This is a genomic window from Streptomyces sp. NPDC006384 (assembly GCF_042870695.1).
GTDB lineage: Bacteria > Actinomycetota > Actinomycetes > Streptomycetales > Streptomycetaceae > Streptomyces.
Window position 1 is genome coordinate 117,306 of sequence record NZ_JBIAHR010000011.1, and the last position, 15,950, is coordinate 133,255.

At 73.6% G+C, this 15,950-nt stretch carries 16 protein-coding genes; 7 read left to right on the forward strand and 9 right to left on the reverse strand.

The window, feature by feature from the left end:
• Nucleotides 1-161 precede the first annotated feature (161 nt).
• On the forward strand, nucleotides 162-1,223 hold the full coding sequence (locus ACFYOJ_RS17355) for an amidohydrolase family protein (RefSeq protein WP_356553191.1): 1,062 nt from the start codon (nucleotides 162-164) through the stop codon (nucleotides 1,221-1,223).
• 126 nt (nucleotides 1,224-1,349) lie between these two features.
• Here ACFYOJ_RS17355 and ACFYOJ_RS17360 read toward each other — a convergent pair whose 3' ends face one another.
• The 5 genes from ACFYOJ_RS17360 to ACFYOJ_RS17380 all read right to left on the reverse strand — a co-directional run bounded on the left by ACFYOJ_RS17360 (nucleotide 1,350) and on the right by ACFYOJ_RS17380 (nucleotide 7,091).
• Nucleotides 1,350-3,113, reverse strand: a complete 1,764-nt coding sequence (locus ACFYOJ_RS17360) for a glycosyltransferase (RefSeq protein WP_356553189.1) — start codon at nucleotides 3,111-3,113, stop codon at nucleotides 1,350-1,352.
• Complete coding sequence (locus ACFYOJ_RS17365; RefSeq protein ID WP_356553187.1) at nucleotides 3,110-3,958, reverse strand: PHP domain-containing protein; 849 nt, start codon at nucleotides 3,956-3,958, stop codon at nucleotides 3,110-3,112. The genes ACFYOJ_RS17360 and ACFYOJ_RS17365 overlap by 4 nt, the downstream gene beginning before the upstream one ends.
• Nucleotides 3,955-5,007, reverse strand: a complete 1,053-nt coding sequence (locus ACFYOJ_RS17370) for an ATP-grasp domain-containing protein (RefSeq protein ID WP_356553185.1) — start codon at nucleotides 5,005-5,007, stop codon at nucleotides 3,955-3,957. Before ACFYOJ_RS17370 ends, ACFYOJ_RS17365 begins: the two co-directional genes overlap by 4 nt.
• Nucleotides 5,004-6,197, reverse strand: coding sequence for a PIG-L deacetylase family protein (locus ACFYOJ_RS17375; RefSeq protein ID WP_356553184.1), 1,194 nt, complete (start codon nucleotides 6,195-6,197; stop codon nucleotides 5,004-5,006). Before ACFYOJ_RS17375 ends, ACFYOJ_RS17370 begins: the two co-directional genes overlap by 4 nt.
• Nucleotides 6,198-6,350: 153 nt before the next feature.
• Entirely contained in the window at nucleotides 6,351-7,091 is a 741-nt protein-coding gene (locus ACFYOJ_RS17380; RefSeq protein WP_356553182.1) for a VOC family protein, read from the reverse strand.
• Nucleotides 7,092-7,593: 502 nt separating this feature from the next.
• Between ACFYOJ_RS17380 and ACFYOJ_RS17385 the strand changes: the two genes are divergently transcribed.
• The 3 genes from ACFYOJ_RS17385 to ACFYOJ_RS17395 all read left to right on the forward strand — a co-directional run bounded on the left by ACFYOJ_RS17385 (nucleotide 7,594) and on the right by ACFYOJ_RS17395 (nucleotide 9,599).
• Nucleotides 7,594-8,403, forward strand: a complete 810-nt coding sequence (locus ACFYOJ_RS17385; RefSeq protein ID WP_356553181.1) for an NmrA family NAD(P)-binding protein — start codon at nucleotides 7,594-7,596, stop codon at nucleotides 8,401-8,403.
• A gap of 202 nt (nucleotides 8,404-8,605) precedes the next feature.
• Entirely contained in the window at nucleotides 8,606-9,151 is a 546-nt protein-coding gene (locus ACFYOJ_RS17390; protein WP_356553179.1) for a GNAT family N-acetyltransferase, read from the forward strand.
• A gap of 31 nt (nucleotides 9,152-9,182) precedes the next feature.
• Nucleotides 9,183-9,599: a hypothetical protein gene (locus tag ACFYOJ_RS17395; protein WP_356553177.1), complete on the forward strand. Its 417-nt coding sequence runs from the start codon at nucleotides 9,183-9,185 to the stop codon at nucleotides 9,597-9,599.
• Between the two features lie 57 nt (nucleotides 9,600-9,656).
• Here ACFYOJ_RS17395 and bla read toward each other — a convergent pair whose 3' ends face one another.
• Both bla and ACFYOJ_RS17405 read right to left on the reverse strand, forming a co-directional pair.
• A complete protein-coding gene (bla, locus tag ACFYOJ_RS17400; protein WP_388597201.1) occupies nucleotides 9,657-10,595 on the reverse strand; it encodes a class A beta-lactamase in 939 nt (312 codons plus the stop codon).
• A gap of 145 nt (nucleotides 10,596-10,740) precedes the next feature.
• Complete coding sequence (locus ACFYOJ_RS17405) at nucleotides 10,741-11,331, reverse strand: hypothetical protein (protein WP_356553173.1); 591 nt, start codon at nucleotides 11,329-11,331, stop codon at nucleotides 10,741-10,743.
• A 143-nt stretch (nucleotides 11,332-11,474) separates the two neighbouring features.
• Here ACFYOJ_RS17405 and ACFYOJ_RS17410 point away from each other — a divergent pair, with 143 nt between their 5' ends.
• The 3 genes from ACFYOJ_RS17410 (at nucleotide 11,475) to ACFYOJ_RS17420 (ending at nucleotide 14,009) form a co-directional block, all read left to right on the forward strand.
• Nucleotides 11,475-12,200 carry a response regulator transcription factor gene (locus ACFYOJ_RS17410; protein WP_356553171.1) on the forward strand — a complete coding sequence of 242 codons (726 nt, stop codon included), beginning with the start codon at nucleotides 11,475-11,477 and terminating at the stop codon, nucleotides 12,198-12,200.
• A gap of 2 nt (nucleotides 12,201-12,202) precedes the next feature.
• Complete coding sequence (locus ACFYOJ_RS17415) at nucleotides 12,203-13,360, forward strand: HAMP domain-containing sensor histidine kinase (RefSeq protein ID WP_356553169.1); 1,158 nt, start codon at nucleotides 12,203-12,205, stop codon at nucleotides 13,358-13,360.
• A gap of 82 nt (nucleotides 13,361-13,442) precedes the next feature.
• The gene (locus ACFYOJ_RS17420) at nucleotides 13,443-14,009 is read left to right on the forward strand and encodes a DM13 domain-containing protein (protein WP_356553168.1); all 567 of its coding nucleotides are present in this window, start codon (nucleotides 13,443-13,445) and stop codon (nucleotides 14,007-14,009) included.
• A gap of 213 nt (nucleotides 14,010-14,222) precedes the next feature.
• Here the strand turns inward: ACFYOJ_RS17420 and ACFYOJ_RS17425 are convergent, their stop codons facing one another.
• Nucleotides 14,223-14,828, reverse strand: coding sequence for a dihydrofolate reductase family protein (locus tag ACFYOJ_RS17425; RefSeq protein ID WP_356553166.1), 606 nt, complete (start codon nucleotides 14,826-14,828; stop codon nucleotides 14,223-14,225).
• A gap of 245 nt (nucleotides 14,829-15,073) precedes the next feature.
• Nucleotides 15,074-15,880 carry a GNAT family N-acetyltransferase gene (locus tag ACFYOJ_RS17430; protein ID WP_356553164.1) on the reverse strand — a complete coding sequence of 269 codons (807 nt, stop codon included), beginning with the start codon at nucleotides 15,878-15,880 and terminating at the stop codon, nucleotides 15,074-15,076.
• Nucleotides 15,881-15,950: the final 70 nt, after the last annotated feature.

Below are 15,950 nucleotides of genomic sequence, written 5' to 3' on the forward strand. Positions count from 1 at the left end.
TTCCGCCAGGCGGGTGTCCCCTGGCGTTCGCAGATCCGGATGCTCCGGTGAATCCGGTGATCCGGTGATCCGATGGGAGCGGGCCGGGGGTGCCCTCGGCCGGAAGCCGGGGGAGGTCAGGTCATGGGTGCGGCCCGGCCGGGTCGCGTAGGTTCGTAGTCATGATCATGCGTATACGCGGTGTCGTTCTGCCCGGGCGCGAGGAGCGCACGTTCTGGGTCGACGGAGAGCGGCTGCGGACCGAGCCGCCTGCCGGGGCGGCGGCGAAGCAGGTGGAGACCGTGGTGGACGGCGGATGGTTGCTGCCAGGTCTTGTCGACGTCCATACGCATCCAGGAGCGGAGAGTCCGGACGACAGGTTCGACGAGGCGTTGTTGCGACGGCACTTGTCGGAGCACCGGGACGCGGGCGTGCTGTTGGTGCGGACACCGGGGACCGTGGAGCGCATGCCCGGCTGGGTCGACACGGCATCCGAGTTGCCACGCGTTCGATCGGCGGGGCGGTGGCTGGCGACGCCCGGGCGTTTTTTCCCCGGGGCGGGGCGGGATGTCGGTGAGCACGAGTTGGCGGGGGCGGCGGTCGAGGAGGCCACGGCCTCGTCGGGCTGGTGCAAGGTCATCGGTGACTGGCGGTGGGACGAGCCCGCGGTGCCTCTGGAGGTGCTGAAGGCGACCGTGGACGCGGTTCATGCCGTCGGTGGGCGGGTCGCCGTGCACTGCCAGACCGGTGAGGGCTCGCGGAACGCCGTCCTGGCCGGAGCCGACAGCCTCGAACACGGGATGCACCTCGATCCGGACCTCCTGGACCTGATGGCCGGCCAGGGCACCGCGTACGTACCGACGCTCTCGGCGTTCGCGGGGAGTGCAGAGATGTGGCGAGGCCGCGAAGCCAGCGCGAGGCGCTCGGACTGGCTCCTCGGCTGGCAAGGCATGATCGACAATGTGCGTCTGGCGCACGAAGCGGGCGTCACGGTCCTCGCCGGGACGGACACCTTCCCGTGCGGCACCGTCGCCACGGAGTCCCAGTGGCTGGTGCGGGCGGGAATGCTGGCGGAGGAAGCGCTCGGGGCCGCCTCGTGGACGGCATGGGACTGGCTGGGGCTGCCGGGTCTGATCGATGGAGCGCCCGCCGATCTCGTCGCGTACGACCGGGACCCCGTTGCGGAGCCGGAGATACTCGGACGCCCGAAGCGCGTCGTCCTGCGGGGCCGGGTCGTGCGCTGACCTCGTGTCCTCGGCGGGAGGACGCCGACTGGGGCACACCTGCGCGGAACTGCGGCCCGCCACGGCCCCCGCCGCGGAGGCGGCCGCGGCCTGCCCGGGCGCGGTGCCGGGATGGTGGGTGTGCTGTCACACCAGCCAGATCTCCCGCAGGATCATGAGCAGGGCGAGGAAGGCCATGACGCCGGCCTGCCACCACAGGAGTCCGCGGTCCCGTTCGGCGTCCCGGCGGGTCTTTGTGGTGAAGCGGCGGGTGAGGTCGTCGTCGGTGAGGCCGCCGGATTCCTCCGCGCGTACGTCCGTCCCCGTGGGGTGTGCCGGCTGCGTGCCCGGTCGTCCGGTGGCCGGTTCCGGTGGTGGTGCGGCGGGGTCCGCTCCCGGGGCCGTCGCCGGGGCCGTCGCGGGATCGGGTTCCCGGACCTTCCCGGTCTTCACCGTCCGCCCCCAGCTCTGCTCGGCGCCGCGGATCTGGAGGAGGAACGCGGACAGGGAGCAGGCGGCCAGCAGGGAGCCGTAGCCGACGAGGTGGATGATCGGGGCCGACAGCCATCGCAGCCGGGTGCCCGTGAGGAACTTGGCGGCCCAGGCGAGCGGCATGCACAGGGCGAGCCAGCAGTACGCGAAGAGCATCAGGGGGTGGGGCGAGTCGCGGGTGAGGCCCAGCCCCAGGCCGTCCAGCCAGGGCAGGGTCACGCTCGGGACGGCCGTGACGACGAGGAAGAAGCACGAGACGAGGCCGGGGAAGATCAGCGCCTCGCGCCAGCAGCGCCGCGCCGTCACCGGGTCGACGGCGAGGCTGAGGAGGGTGACGAACAGGTAGCTGACGAGGTTGACGACCCACAGCGCCTGGAAGGCGAACCACGACCTGCTGGTGTCCGTGTAGAAGAGGAAGAGCAGCGAGGCGGCGCTGAGCAGCATGAGGAACGGTGTGAGCAGCACCGAGAACCAGATCAGCCCGAAGAGCCAGGAGCCGAGGCGGTGGTCGCCGGCGAGACGGCCGCGGAACCACAGGCGGCGGTAGCGGCGGGTCACCTGGTAGTTGCCGCGGGCCCAGCGCAGGCGCTGCCGCCACAGGCCGGCCACGTTGTCCGGCTCCTCCGCGAGGACCAGGGCGTAGCCGTCGAAGACGACGCGGTGGCCGGCGAGCTGGCTCTCGAAGGTGGTCACGGTGTCCTCGGCGAGCGTGCCGGTGTCGAACTCCCCGCCGATCGCCTCCAGGTTGGCGCGGCTGTGCAGCTGGGCGCCGCCGGCCAGGCACGCCACCGCGCCCAGCACGTTCTGTGTGCGGCGGGCGGCGGCCTGGGCGGTGATGTACTCGTAGGCGATGTAGCGGGTGAGGTAGTTGCCGCGGCTGCCGCTGCCCTCCTGGATGTACGCGGTGACCGCGCCGACCTCCGGGTCGGCGAGGTGGCGGGTCATGCGCCAGACGGTGTCGGGGGTGAAGACGACGTCGGCGTCCATGACCAGCACGGCCTCGGCCCATGTGTCGGAGAGCACCGTGCGCAGGCCGTGGTTGAGGGTGTGCGCCTTGCCCTGTCCTCCGGTCTCCCGGCGGAGGTGGACCACGGCGCCCGGGTGCGCGGCCGCGAGCCGGGCCAGGACGGCCGGGGTGTCGTCGGTGCTCGCGTCGTCGATGACGAAGACCCGCAGCCGTCCCGCCGGGTACGCCGAGGACAGGAGCGCGTCGATCGAGGTGGTCAGGACGGCGGCCTCGTCGCGTGCCGGGATGAGCACGGCGGTGCGCGGCATGTGCGGCACGAGGTGGTCGTAGATCCGCCGGTAGCGTTCGAGGCCGACCAGGAGGAACTGCGCCACGGCCGTGACCAGGGGCAGCGCGCCGAAGAAGACGCAGACGAACGCGATCGTGTGGGCGACGGCCGTCAGGGTCCTCACCGGCGGCCGTCCTTCCCGTCTCCTTCGAGGACGTGGGCGGCGTACTCCCATTTCCCGACCGCCGCGGCGGTGTGCGCGTCGCTGCCGGCGACCATGCGCACCCCCAGTGCGCGCAGCACGCGGACCGTGCCGGGCGAGGGGCAGCGCCATTTCTCGTTGACCTCGACGGCGCTGCCGGTGGCCAGGCACGCCTCGGCGATGCGGGTGAGCCGGGTGCGGCCGACCGCCCGCTCGTCCAGGCCCGACTTGGGCAGCACGCTGAACAGGTGCGCCAGGTGGGCGGTGCGGCCGGCGGGTACGGCGTGGAGGGCGGCGGCCGTCGCGTCCGTGAGGGCGTCGAGGGCCGCCTCGGGGGTGAGCCGGCCGTCCGCGAGCATCCCGGCGACGTCCGCCGGGTGCGCGGGGCCGTCCGGCAGGGGGAAGCGGTGGTCGGCGACGGCGAGGTGACGGACGCCGGTGAGGTCCTCGGGGAGGTCGAGCCGGCCCGAGGTGTCGAGGATCTTGGTCTCGACCCCGCACACCACCGTCAGCGGCCCGGCCCGGCCGGCGGCCTCGCGGACGGCGGCGGTGTACGCCGGCAGCCAGTCGGTGTCCCGGCGGACGTGGTCCGTGACGTAGAGGGTGCGCAGTCCGCCGGCAGTGGCGGCGTGCACCATCTCCTCCAGGCCGTCGCGGCCGTCGGAGAAGGAGGTGTGGGTGTGGTGGTCCACCGTCAGGACGTCGCCGCCTCCGCCGTCGTGGTCCGCCCTGCCGTGGTCCGCCCTGCCGTGGTCCGCTCTGCCGTCGTGGTCCGCCCTGCCGTGGTCCGTCCCGCCGTGGTCCGTCCCGGCGCCGCCGCTCGTCACGCCCGGCCCGCCACGTCGCCGAGCCCGTCGAAGGCCATCACCACGTCCTCCCAGTGCCGTACGGCCGACAGCGCCCGGTGGGCGATGTGGTCGGGGACGGCCGCGCCCAGCAGCCCGGCCACCGCCCAGGCGGGCATCTGGACGCCCGCGGCCACGGTCAGGGACATCCCGCCCGGCGGCCGGGGGTTGACCTCCAGCAGCGCCGGGCGGCCCTCCCGGTCCTCGCGGACCTGGACGTTGCAGATGCCGCGCAGTCCGAGCGCGGCGGCCACGTCCGCGGCGAGCCGGGACAGCTCGGGGCGGTCCAGGACGTGGCCGGCGACGATGATGCCGGAGTCCGTCTTGTCCCGGGCCCGGGGCACCGCGGCGCGCGTCCTGCCGTCCGGGCCGACCAGGACGTCCACCGAGTACTCGGTGCCGGGCAGCAGCTCCTGGAGCAGGTAGGAGCCGTCGCGCGGCAGTCCGTCCAGCACGGCGGGCGAGGCGGCCTTGACGATCCCCCGCGAGCCGCTGCCCCGGCGGGGCTTGGCGACGGCGGGGAAACCGGCGCGGAAGCCGTCCGCGGGGCCCTCCTCCAGCAGAACCGTGTGGGGGACCCGTACGGCCTCGCGGCACGCCTCGGCCAGCGCCCACTTGTCCAGGCACCGCTCCAGCGCGGCGGCGTCCGACACCAGCGTGCGCACGCCCGCCCCGGCGAAGGCGTCCGCGGTCCGGGCCAGCGGCACCAGCTCGCTGTCGACGGTCGGCACCAGCACGTCGATCCGCAGCCGCTCGCACAGCTTCAGCAGCGCCGCGGCGTACCCGTCGGCGTCACCGCGGGGCAGCAGCCAGCGGCGGTCGCGGCCGACCAGGTAGAGACCGGCCGCGTTCGGGTCGATGTCGCCGGCCCACAGCTCGCAGGTGCCGGCGAGCGCCCGCAGGAAGCAGACGCCCGAGGGGCCGCCCGCCCCGGTCACCAGGACGCGCGGGGGCCGGCCGAGCGGGGCGGAGAGATCGGGCAGCGGCGCACCGAGCGGCCGCGCGGGGTCGGGAGAGTACGTGTCGCTCACACCAGGGACCTTTCGAGCTCCGCGCTGTACCGGACGACTTCGAGCGGTTCCACGTAGGCGTCGCCGGTGAACCGCCCCCAGTACCGGGCCGTGGAGCGGATGAGGTCCTCGTCCAGGTAGGCCCGGGTGTCGGCCTGCGACCGGTGGGCCCTGATGGCGTCGAGCTTCGCCTCCACGTCGGCCTCGCGCAGTCCGATGAACCGGTTGGGACGGAACTCGACGGTGGCCGACGGGGACTGGTAGCAGGCGATCCGCGGCACCCGGCGGGCGGCGACGAGGGTGGCGCGGTGCACCGCCCGGTGGTCCTGGTGGGTGTCGTGCTCGGAGTGGACGAGGACGACGTCGGGGGCGACGTCGGCGACGGTCCGCTCGATCGCCTGCACCGTCTCCGTCGCGTCGGTGATGTGTCCGTCGGGGAAGTCCTCCAGGCGGAAGGAGGCGCCGAGCACCGCGGCCGCCCGCCGTGCCTCCTCCGCCCGGCGGTCGGGGTCGCCCCCGAAGGAGCCGTGCGACATGGCGAGCATCGTGATCTCCCACCCGTCCCGGACCCTGCGGTGGATGAGCCCGCCGGCCCCGATCTCCCCGTCGTCGGGGTGGGCGCCGACCACGAGCATCCGGGGCGGTTCGGGGTGGCCGGGCGGGGCGTGCCGCAGGCGGTGGGCCTCGTGGGCGTGCCGTACGACGGCCGCCAGTTCCGCGGCCGAGGCGGTGCGCGGGACGATCTCGGCGGCTCCGCCGCGCAGCGCCGTCAGGGTGCTCGCGCTGGTGAGGGCGTCGGTGGTGAGCACCATCGCGGTGCCGGGGAACTCCCGCTGCCAGGTGCTGAGCAGCCCCAGCCGCCGCCGGGCGTCCGGTTCGAGGTCCTCGTGCCAGAGGGCGACCTGCCACCGCGCCGGCTGCGTCCGCAGCATGCGGAGGAAGGTCTCCAGGTCGTCGCAGTGGGCTGCGTCGCCGACGCCGGCTTCCCGCAGGAGCCCCGCGAGTCTCGCCCCGACGGCGGCGTCCCGGTCCGCCACGAGGACGCCCGGTCCGGCGACGGCGCCCGTGTCGTGTCCGGCGCCGGCCGAGGGGGGTGGTTGCCCCGCCGCCGTACCGCCCGCCCCGGTGGCGGGGCCTCCTGCGGGGGCGGTACCGCCTGTTCCACCGGCCCTGGCGGACGGAGGCACGTTCGTCTCGTCGTCAGTAGCCACGGCTGCGAGTCTGGGCCGGACCCCGCACCGGCGCACGCCCGGCGGGGCCGTCCGTGGACCGGGGCGGCGTCCGCGGCCGGGGGCGGGCCTGTTCCCGTTCCCCTTCCCGTGGACGGCGGGTGTGGCGTGCCCCCGGGAGCGCGCCACCCGCCGCTAGCGCGGCTTCCGTACGGAGAACTCGTTGCCGTCGGGGTCGAGCATCATCACCCGGCCGCCGTCGCCCTCGCCGGTGCCGGTGCCGGTGCCAGTGCCGGTGCGTGTCGCGCCGAGGGAGAGCAGGCGGTCCGTCTCCGCCTCCCCGTCGGCGCCTGCGGGGAGCGCCAGCTCGAAGAACAGCCTGTTCGTGCCCGTCTTCGGCGCCACCGGAGGACCGCCCCACGTGATCTTCGTGCCGCCGTTCGGCGACTGGATCGCGGTCTCCTGGTCCTGGTCCCAGACCAGCGGCCACCGCAGCGCCTCGCTCCAGAAGAGACCGACCTCCCGGGTGCCGTCGCAGGCCAGTGCTCCGATGAGGCCGGTGCCGGCGAGGAACGTGTTGCCCGCCGCGATGACGCAGAACTCGTTGCCGTCCGGATCGGCGAGCACCACGTGTCCTTCTTCCGGGCGCTGGCCCACGTCGATGTGTCTCCCGCCGAGCTCCAGCGCCCTGGCCACCGTCCGCCGCTGGTCCCTGGGGGAGGTGCTCGTCAGGTCGAAGTGCGCGCGGTTCTGGCCGGTCTTCGGCACCCGGCCCGGCAGGAAACGGATACGGAACCCGGTGGCGTCGGGGGGCAGGATCGCGACGTCGTCGCCGGGGCCGTCGGCCGGCTCCCAGCCCAGGAGCCCGGCCCAGAACCGGGCCAGCTCCGACGGGCGGGCCGCGTGGAAGCAGATCGCGGACAGTTGGCTGGTCATGTCCCGTGCGTCTCCTATCCGTTGACGGCCGGGACGGTGCCTCACCCTCCCCGCGGGCGCAGCCTAGAGCGGGCCGTGCGGCACCCGCATCCGAATTTCCGCCGCGGGGCCCGGGCCCCACAGGACGACGATCGTGCGGCACCGCACCGTCGTCCGCGGCACCGGCTGAGCCGCCCCGTCCCCGCGCCGGCCGTCAGCCGGGTCCCGGTGATCCGCTAGAGGGCCGCTCAAGAGCCGGTCGTGAAGCGTGGTCCGTGCGGCGGAAGGCTGCCTACGCTGCGGGAGACGGCCGGCCACGGCTCTCTCGACAGCTCCGGGCCGGGGAGCACCGGCCGCCGCCACCGCACGGCGGACGCCACACCGCCCGCACGCGGGTCTGCCGGGACGAGCGCTCGGACCGCCCGCACCCCTCACACCCCATCGCGCCCCACCCGCACCAAGCACCTCACACACCTCGCACACCTCGCACGCACGCACGCGCGCCACGACAGACGGGACGAACATGACGAACACGACCCTGGTGATCGGCGGCACGGGCAAGACCGGGCGGCGGGTCGCCGAGCGGCTCTCCGCCAAGGGGCTGCCCGTGCGCATCGGATCCCGCTCCGGCACGCCTCCCTTCGTCTGGGAGGACCCCTCCACCTGGGACGCCGCGCTCGACGGCGTCGGCGCCGCCTACGTCACCTACTACCCCGACCTCTCCTTCCCGGGCGCCGCCGAGACCGTCGGCGAGTTCGCCGAGGCCGCCGTCGCCAAGGGCACGCGCCGCCTGGTGCTGCTGTCCGGGCGCGGTGAGGAGGGTGCCGTCGTCAGCGAGAACAAGCTGAAGGAGTCCGGCGCGGACTGGACCGTCGTACGCGCCAGCTGGTTCAACCAGAACTTCGACGAGAGCTTCTTCCGCGACCTGGTCCTGGCCGGCGAGCTCGTGCTGCCGACCGGGGACGCCGTGGAGCCGTTCGTCGACGCCGACGACATCGCCGACGTCGCCGTCGCCGCGCTCACCGACGACAAGCACATCGGCAGGACCTACGAGCTGTCCGGGCCGCGCCTGCTCAGCTTCGCCGACGTCGCCAAGGAGCTGTCCGAGGCGACCGGACGCACCATCACGTACACCCCCGTCGGCATCGAGGAGTACCGCAAGTCCCTCGAGGAGAACGGGGTCCCCGTCGAGTTCGCCGACCTGTTCGGGCTGATCCTCGACGGCCGCAACGCCCATCTGGTGCACGGCGTCGAGGAGGCCCTCGGCCGCAAGCCGAAGGACTTCGCCGACTTCGCCCGGGAAGCCGCCGCCACCGGCGTCTGGAACGTCTGACCCGGCCGGGTCCCGCGGGACGGGCGGCGTGCGCGGTGACCGCCCGCCGCCCGTCCCGCGGCATCTGCTCCGCGACCGGTTCCGCGCCTTCGCCCTCCGCACCGGCCGCACCTGGCCGGCGTACTCCCGGACCGGTCCGCCCGGGGAGCGGGAAGCCGGAAACGGGGTGACAGGGCTTCCCGCGTCGGGTGAGACTCCGGTCGTGCGTGATCACGTGAGAACCCCGTCCGGGCTGCTTCTGCGGCGCTGGGCCGGCATCGACGCCCGTCCGGTGGTGACCGCGTTCGCGGATCCCCTGATGCGTGGGCAGTCCGAGGAGGCGATCGACTCGCAGGACGCCGCGGAACGGTGGATCGCGGGATGGACGGAGCGCTGGGACGCGGGGACGGCCTACGCCTTCGCCGTGGTCGACGCGGGAGGCGGCGTACTCGGCAACGTCGCCGTCGGCCGCGTCGACCGGCGCCATGCCACCGGGTGGGTCTCCTACTGGACGACGCCCGCGGCCCGCGGGCGGGGCGTCGCCTCACAGGCGTGCGGGGCTCTGGCGCGGTGGGCCTTCGACGACGCCGGGTTGTTCCGCCTCGAGCTGGGGCACCGGGTCAACAACCCCGCCTCGTGCCGGGTGGCTGCCGCCGCCGGCTTCGCGGTCGAGGAGCTGCAGCGGCAGAGGCTCGAGTACGACGGTGTGCGCCACGACGTCGAACTCCACGCGAGACTGGCGAGCGACAAGGAACCCTCACCCCGGTAGAGACCCCGGCAGCAGGAAGGTGATCGCAGACATGGCCGAGGCCCCCCGGCCGCTCGCGTCGGCGGAACTCGAGGCGGCCCTCCGGTCGCTGGGCGTGGCGGACCCCGCGCCGTGCGAGCGGTGGGACGGTGACGCCTGGGTGGCGGACTGGGACGGTGACGTCCGCGGTCACGACGTGTACGTCCTCGTCATGGGCGCCCGCAACCACCCCGGGAGCGTACGGCTCCTGCTGGACGACCTCACGTTCGAGGACGTGCGCACGGAGCACGTGGGGGAGCTGGTGCGCAAGGCGCTCACCGGTGGCGTCAGGGTGACCCGGCGCCGCGTGCTGCTGTCCAGGCAGTTCCTCCTCGAGGTCCGGGCCGGCTCGACGGAGTACTCGACGAGCGTGAGCGGTGACTCCGTGGACCGTCTTCCCGCCTGGGCGAGGCCCTCGGCCGCGCCGTAGAGGAACGTCGCTCGTGTCTCCTCCCCCCGCATGGAGGCGGGAGGAGGAGACACGGGTTCAGACGAGCGCTTCCGCCAGCAGTGCGGCGGTCTCGGCGATCAGCGGGTTGTCGGGCGAGGCGTCGGGCTCGTGTTTCGTCGTGAGGACCGCCATGACGACGGGCGGGTGCTCCGGGGGCCAGGTGATGCCTACGTCGTGGTTGCTCCCGTACTTCCCGCCTCCGGTCTTGTCCGCGACGGTCCAGCCGGGGGGCAGGCCGGCCCGCAGTTTCGCGCCGCCCGTGGTGTTGGCCAGCAGCCAGCCGGTGAGCCGCTCGCGGTCCCCGGGGGCGAGGAGGTCACCGAGCACCAGGCGCGCGTAGGTCTGCCCGATGGCGCTCGGGCTGGTGGTGTCCGTCACCCGCCACGGTTCGGCGGAGTTCAGCTCGGGCTCCCACCGGTCGAGCCGTGTCGTCCGGTCCCCGACCGAGCGGCAGAACCGGGTGATCGCGGTCGGTCCTCCCAGCTCCCGGAGCAGGAGATTTCCCGCGGCGTTGTCGCTGTGGGTGATCGTGGCGGCGCAGAGTTCCGCGACGGTCATGCCGTCGGCGAGGTTCTCCGGCCTGCCGGTGACCGGTGCGTAGCCCGAGTCCGTGACGTCCTTCTCCGTGTAGCGGATGCGCTCGGCCAGGAACTCCCCGTCACGGTCGAGGTCTCGCAGCACCGCCGCGGCGGCCAGTGTCTTGAAGAGCGAGCAGACGGGGAAGCGTTCTTCCGCGCGGTACCGCACCGTCCGGCCGGTGGCGGTGTCACGGGCGTAGACACCCAGTCGTGCGGAATGCCGCCGTTCCAGCTCCCTCAGCCGGCGCACGACGTCACCGCCGTCACCGCCGTCACGAGGCGTCGCGGCGTGGGCGCTCCCGCCCGCGGTCAGGGCCGTGGCCAGGGCCGCGCCGGCTCCCAGGGCGAGCACCCTGCGCCGGGACGGGGTCGTGTACGGGTTCTCCAAGGCCATCATCTCCTCCGGTCAGGACCTCAGGGATCAAGAACGTCCGTCCGGAGCGGTCGGTTCCCGTGCCCGGGCGGCGATCGCCGGACCGGTGCCGACGCCGGCCGGTACGTCCCCCACGGGCCGCTGTCCCTTCCGTGCGCTTCCGGCGTGCTCAGTCGAAGATGTCCAGGGCGTCCGCCCAGGAGCCGCCGCCGTCGCCGGCGGAGCGGACCCGCATCGGGCGCGGCTCCGGGTAGGCCGTCACCGCCGCCTTCGCGCGGACGGTCTCCGGGCCGCCGCACGCCTCGACCGCGAAGGCGCCGAACACCTTCGCGAAGGCGGCCGGGTCGCGGAACTCCACGCCGTACGCCCGCCCGTCCCACAGCGGCACCCACACCACCCGCTCGGACCGTGTCCACTCCGGCACCGGCCGGTCGTCCGCGGTCGACCGGCCCTCCAGCCACAGCCGCGCCACGTGCAGCAGGTTCACCTCCTCCATCGGCAACCGCCTGCGTCGTACGCGCAGTTCACGCGTCGTCAGCGTGACCAGCTGGTCCTTCCTCGAGTACCAGACGACACCGACCCCGGCCGGCACCCACAGCACGAACCCGATCAACGGCCAGACCAGAGCGTCGCCCCACGTCCGGAACAGTCCGCCGTCCAGCAGGGCCAACACCCCGAAGACCAGCACCCACTTCGCCGTCATCCGCCAGAACCCGGTGCCCTGCCGGTACAGGACCCGCCGCTTCCCCGTCGTCGTCATGCCCGCACGTTATCCGCCGCCCGCGGCCTCTTTCGCGGCGGCTTCGGGGAAGGGGACCGGATCCGGAAGACCGGCCGCGCTCGGTGCCGGGCGCACCCATGGCCTCGGCCTCACCGGCGGAGGTGTGGTGCCACGCTTGGCGCATGGAGCACCTTTACGAACACACGGAGCAGGAAAGACCGTCCGCCCGCATTCTGGTGGTCGACGACGATCCGACCGTCTCCGAGGTCGTCGCCGGATACCTCGTCCGCGCGGGCCATGTCGTCGACCTCGCCGGCGACGGCCCCACGGCCCTCGCCCGTCATGCCGCCGACCGGCCGGACCTGGTGGTGCTCGACCTGATGCTGCCCGGCCTGGACGGCCTCGAGGTGTGCCGCAGGATACGCGCCGACGGCCCCGTGCCGGTCATCATGCTCACCGCCCGCGGTGACGAGGAGGACCGCATCCTGGGCCTGGAGATCGGCGCGGACGACTACGTCACCAAACCCTTCAGCCCTCGGGAGCTGGTCCTGCGCGCGGAGTCGGTACTGCGGCGCAGCAGACCCGCCGCCCCGGGGCGCCGGTTGTCGGCGGCCGGCCTGACGATCGAACCCGCCGCCCGCCGGGTCACCAAGGACGGCACCGAGATCCCCCTCACCCTGCGGGAGTTCGATCTGCTCTCCTTCTTCCTGCGCAACCCGGGGCGGGCCTGCAGCCGCGAGGATCTGATGCGGGAGGTGTGGGGCTGGGACTTCGGGGACCTGTCGACCGTCACGGTCCACGTGCGCCGTCTGCGGGGCAAGGTCGAGGACGATCCGGCCCGGCCACGGCTGATCCGGACGGTGTGGGGCGTGGGCTACCGCTTCGAGCCCGGCGGGGAGAAGGACTGACCGTGCGCGACACCCTCCTCATCGCCCTCTACTCCTTCGCGGGCGCTGCCGTCACCGGCCTGGCGGGAGCGGGCGTCCTGCGGCAGACCCGGCGCCGCTCCCTGACGGCATCGCTCGCCGTGGTCGCGGCGGTCGGCGTGGTCGCGATGCTCGCGGGCACCCTGGCCGTCGCACGGGCGATGTTCCTCTCCCCGCACGACCTGACGGTCGTCACCACCGTCGTCGCGATGGCGGCCGTGGTCTCCCTGGCCACCGCATTGCTGCTGGGCCGCTGGGTCGTCGCCCGCAGCCGCGAACTCGCCGTCGCCGCCCGTCTCTTCGGTGACGGCGGCGACTTCTCGGCCCCCGACGGCCCGGCCACCGCGGAGCTGGAGGCTCTGAGCCGGGAGCTGGCCGCGACCAGCGCCAGGCTCGCCGAATCCAGGGAGCGGGAACGTGCCCTGGAGGCGTCGCGGCGCGAACTCGTCGCCTGGATCTCGCACGACCTGCGCACCCCGCTGGCCGGGCTGCGTGCCATGGCGGAGGCCCTGGAGGACGGCGTCGCCGCCGACCCCGGCCGCTACCTGAGGCAGATCCGCACCGAGGTCGAACGCCTCGACGCCATGGTCGGAGACCTCTTCGAACTCGCCCGCATCCACGCCGGCGCACTGGCCCTGAATCCCACGCGCATGTCCCTGTACGACCTGGTCGGCGATGCGGTGGCGGGGGCCGAACCCCTCGCCAGGGAGCGCGGCGTACGGCTGGTGGGCGGCCGCGTCGAGCCGGTGCCGGTGGAGGTGGACGGCAAGGGGATGGGCCGGGTGCTGGACAACCTGCTGGTGAACGCCGTCCGCCGGACCCCGGCCGACGGCACCGTCGTGATCACCGCGGAGCGCGTGCCGGACGGTGCCGTGACGCTGTCGGTGACGGACGGCTGCGGCGGCATCCCCGAAGGCGACCTGCCCCGTGTCTTCGACACCGGCTGGCGCGGCACCGACACCCGCACTCCCCCGGCCGGCGGCGGGCTGGGCCTCGCCATCGTCCGCGGCATCGTCGAGGCGCACCGGGGCCGTGCCACCGTACGCAACGTACCCGGCGGCTGCCGTTTCGAGGTGACGCTGCCCGCGGCTCCCCAGCACGTCACGGCCACACCGGCTCCCCGGAGCCAGGACCCTCCGTAAGGATTTCGTCATCTGTCATGCGGCCTTCGACGGCCGGTCCTTCTGTTGAATGGGGCGAACAGACGACTGCGGGAGGGGCGGGATGGAACGTGTGCGAAGTGTGCTGGTCAGACCGTGGGTGATGGGTGTGCTGACGGTGACCGTCGCTGCGGCTGCCTTCGGGATGTACTGGTTCCAGCCGTGGAGGCTGTGGCAGGACGAGACGGTCCAGGAGGCACTGCCGGAGGCTGTCTCTCCCTCGCGGCCGCCCGCCACGACACCGTCCGGGAAAGCCTCCGCGGCGGCTCCCGCCGGGCCGGTGACGCTGGCGAGCGGTGAGCTGACGAGCCACGAGCACGCGACCCGGGGCACGGTGAAGCTCATACGGCTGGCCGACGGCTCCCACGTCGTGCGGGTGGAGAACCTCGACACCAGCAACGGGCCGGACCTGCACGTCTGGCTGACCGACGCACCGGTGATTCCGGGGAAGGCAGGCTGGCACGTGTTCGACGACGGCGAGCACACCAGCCTCGGCAGGCTCAAGGGCAACAGAGGGAACCAGAACTACGCCTTGCCCGCCGGCGTCGATCCGTCCCGTTACACCAGCGTGAGCATCTGGTGCGACCGCTTCGACGTCTCCTTCGGCGCCGCTGAGCTCGCCCGCGCCTGAGCCCGTTCCTCACGGTCCGGCCCGGTCGCGTTCGGCGGTGGTCCCAGGCACCCGGCCGTTCTGTCCACGTCCTGGTGGGCGGCGGGGTACCGGTCCTCCGAGCCGAGGGGTCCGCCGGGACCGGGCCGCGGTGTGCGGGGCCGGCGAGGAGGTGTGGGGGGAGGAGGGCGCCGTACAGGACAGCCGGGACCGCCGGGAGCGGCCGGGACCGCGTCATCGGTGCCGGTCCCGGTTCCGTGCGGGTCGGTGGAGAACGGGCCGGTAGACGAGTTCCTGGACGCGGCCGTCGAGCGTCCGGCTCCCGAGCAGCTCCAGGTCGAAGTCGGCCGCGTCCCGGAAGACCGGGTCCAGCCCCGTGCGGCCGGTGATGACGGGGAAGAGCGTCACCTGCAGGCGGTCGACCAGCCCGGCGGCCATCAGTGCCCGGTTCAGCGACAGGCTTCCGTGGGAGCGCAGGGGCACCTCGGACTCCTCCTTGAGCCGGGCCACGACGTCCACGGCGTCACCGTTCACGAGGGTCGCGTCCGGCCAGTCGAGAGGGCCTTCCAGCGTGCTGGAGATCACCGTCGCCGGCAGGTTCCTCATCCGTGTGACCCACGGGTCCCGTACCTCGGACTCCTCGGTGCTCGAGGCGAGCATCCGCGCGAACGCCCTGTACGTGTGGGCTCCCAGGACCATCCGCTGCTCCGTGTCGTACAGGGAGAGACGGTGGTCGAGCAGCTCGGGGCCCTGCTTGCCCCAGTAGCCGGTCCAGTCGCCGCCGGCGGCGCCGTATCCGTCGAGGCTGCAGAAGACGTCGTAGGTGTAGCTGACGGTCATGCCGTTCTCCTCGCCCGCGGCCGGCCGACGGGAGCACGGACCGGTGGCCGCACCTGACTGTTCCTCGTCGGCTCCCTCAGGTATGACCCGGCGCGCTTCCGGAACTCATCGCTCCGGCCCGTCCCCGGCCGCGGAGGACGGGCTCGCCGCGGAGCCGGAGCGGCCCGTCGGGCACGACGCAGCCCTCCTCCCCCGGTCATGCCGGGGGAGGCCGAGTCGTACGCGCCTCACGGCCGGGCCCGGGATCAGGAAGGACCGCCCAGCGCGTAGAAGTGGAGGGGGGAGTTCGGCTCGAAGCCGATGCGCGGGTACACCGGCGCGCCGGCGGCCGTCGCGTGCAGGGTGGCGCGGGTGAGCCCGGTTTCCCGGGCCCCCTCGTACAGGGCCTTGCGGGTGACCGCCTCCCCGTAGCCCCTGCGCTCCCACCGCGGGTCGGTGGCGACGAGCAGGACGAAGAGGCGGCCCTGCGCCTCCACCGTGGCCGCGCAGGTGACGGGGGTCCCGTCCCGCAGTCCCAGGTAGGCGTGGACCCGCTCCTTCCACAGGGCGGAGCCGGCCAGCCCGTCCCGTCCGTCCTCCAGCGGGAATCCGTAGGCACGCGAGTTGATGTCCGCGTAGGCCCGGAGCTGCTCGTCGTCGGTGACGCGTACGAACGTCAGGTCGGGGTGGGAGGGTTCGGGGAGGGGCAGCAGGTCGCCCGCCATGCCCGTGCCGGAGAAGGCGTGTTCCAGACCGGCCCGGCCGGCCGCCGCGCCGAGTGCCGCGCGCGCCTCCGCGTCGAGGAGGTCCTCGAACACCCACAGGAACCCCGGGTGTTCCTTCTCCCGCATGATCTCCGCCGCCTCGCGCAGGCGCTGTTCCAGAAGCCCGGCGTCCGCGCCCGCTTCGGTCAGCGTGACGCAGTTCCAGAAGGCGAAGCGGCAGTCGGCCCACCGGACGGCGACGCCCGGAAGGTCCCGTACATCCGCGTCCGGGTCCCGGTCGAGCACCATGGTCCGCCAGACCGTGGCGAGCTGCTCCATCGATTCGATCGAGTCCGTGAGACCGCGCACCGACACCTCCTGTGGTCGTCGAGGAAGAAGCGCCGCCCGGCGCCGCCCACCACGATGACGCCCTCGGGCC

What these genes read in the sequence shown, in the direction of transcription:
- ACFYOJ_RS17420 (WP_356553168.1), top strand. Translation starts at nt 13,443, where the DNA reads ATGGAACGTGTGCGAAGTGTGCTGGTCAGACCGTGGGTGATGGGTGTG.
- bla (WP_388597201.1), bottom strand. Translation starts at nt 10,595, where the DNA reads ATGATGGCCTTGGAGAACCCGTACACGACCCCGTCCCGGCGCAGGGTG.
- ACFYOJ_RS17410 (WP_356553171.1), top strand. Translation starts at nt 11,475, where the DNA reads ATGGAGCACCTTTACGAACACACGGAGCAGGAAAGACCGTCCGCCCGC.
- ACFYOJ_RS17395 (WP_356553177.1), top strand. Translation starts at nt 9,183, where the DNA reads ATGGCCGAGGCCCCCCGGCCGCTCGCGTCGGCGGAACTCGAGGCGGCC.
- ACFYOJ_RS17355 (WP_356553191.1), top strand. Translation starts at nt 162, where the DNA reads ATGATCATGCGTATACGCGGTGTCGTTCTGCCCGGGCGCGAGGAGCGC.
- ACFYOJ_RS17425 (WP_356553166.1), bottom strand. Translation starts at nt 14,828, where the DNA reads ATGACCGTCAGCTACACCTACGACGTCTTCTGCAGCCTCGACGGATAC.
- ACFYOJ_RS17380 (WP_356553182.1), bottom strand. Translation starts at nt 7,091, where the DNA reads ATGACCAGCCAACTGTCCGCGATCTGCTTCCACGCGGCCCGCCCGTCG.
- ACFYOJ_RS17405 (WP_356553173.1), bottom strand. Translation starts at nt 11,331, where the DNA reads ATGACGACGACGGGGAAGCGGCGGGTCCTGTACCGGCAGGGCACCGGG.
- ACFYOJ_RS17385 (WP_356553181.1), top strand. Translation starts at nt 7,594, where the DNA reads ATGACGAACACGACCCTGGTGATCGGCGGCACGGGCAAGACCGGGCGG.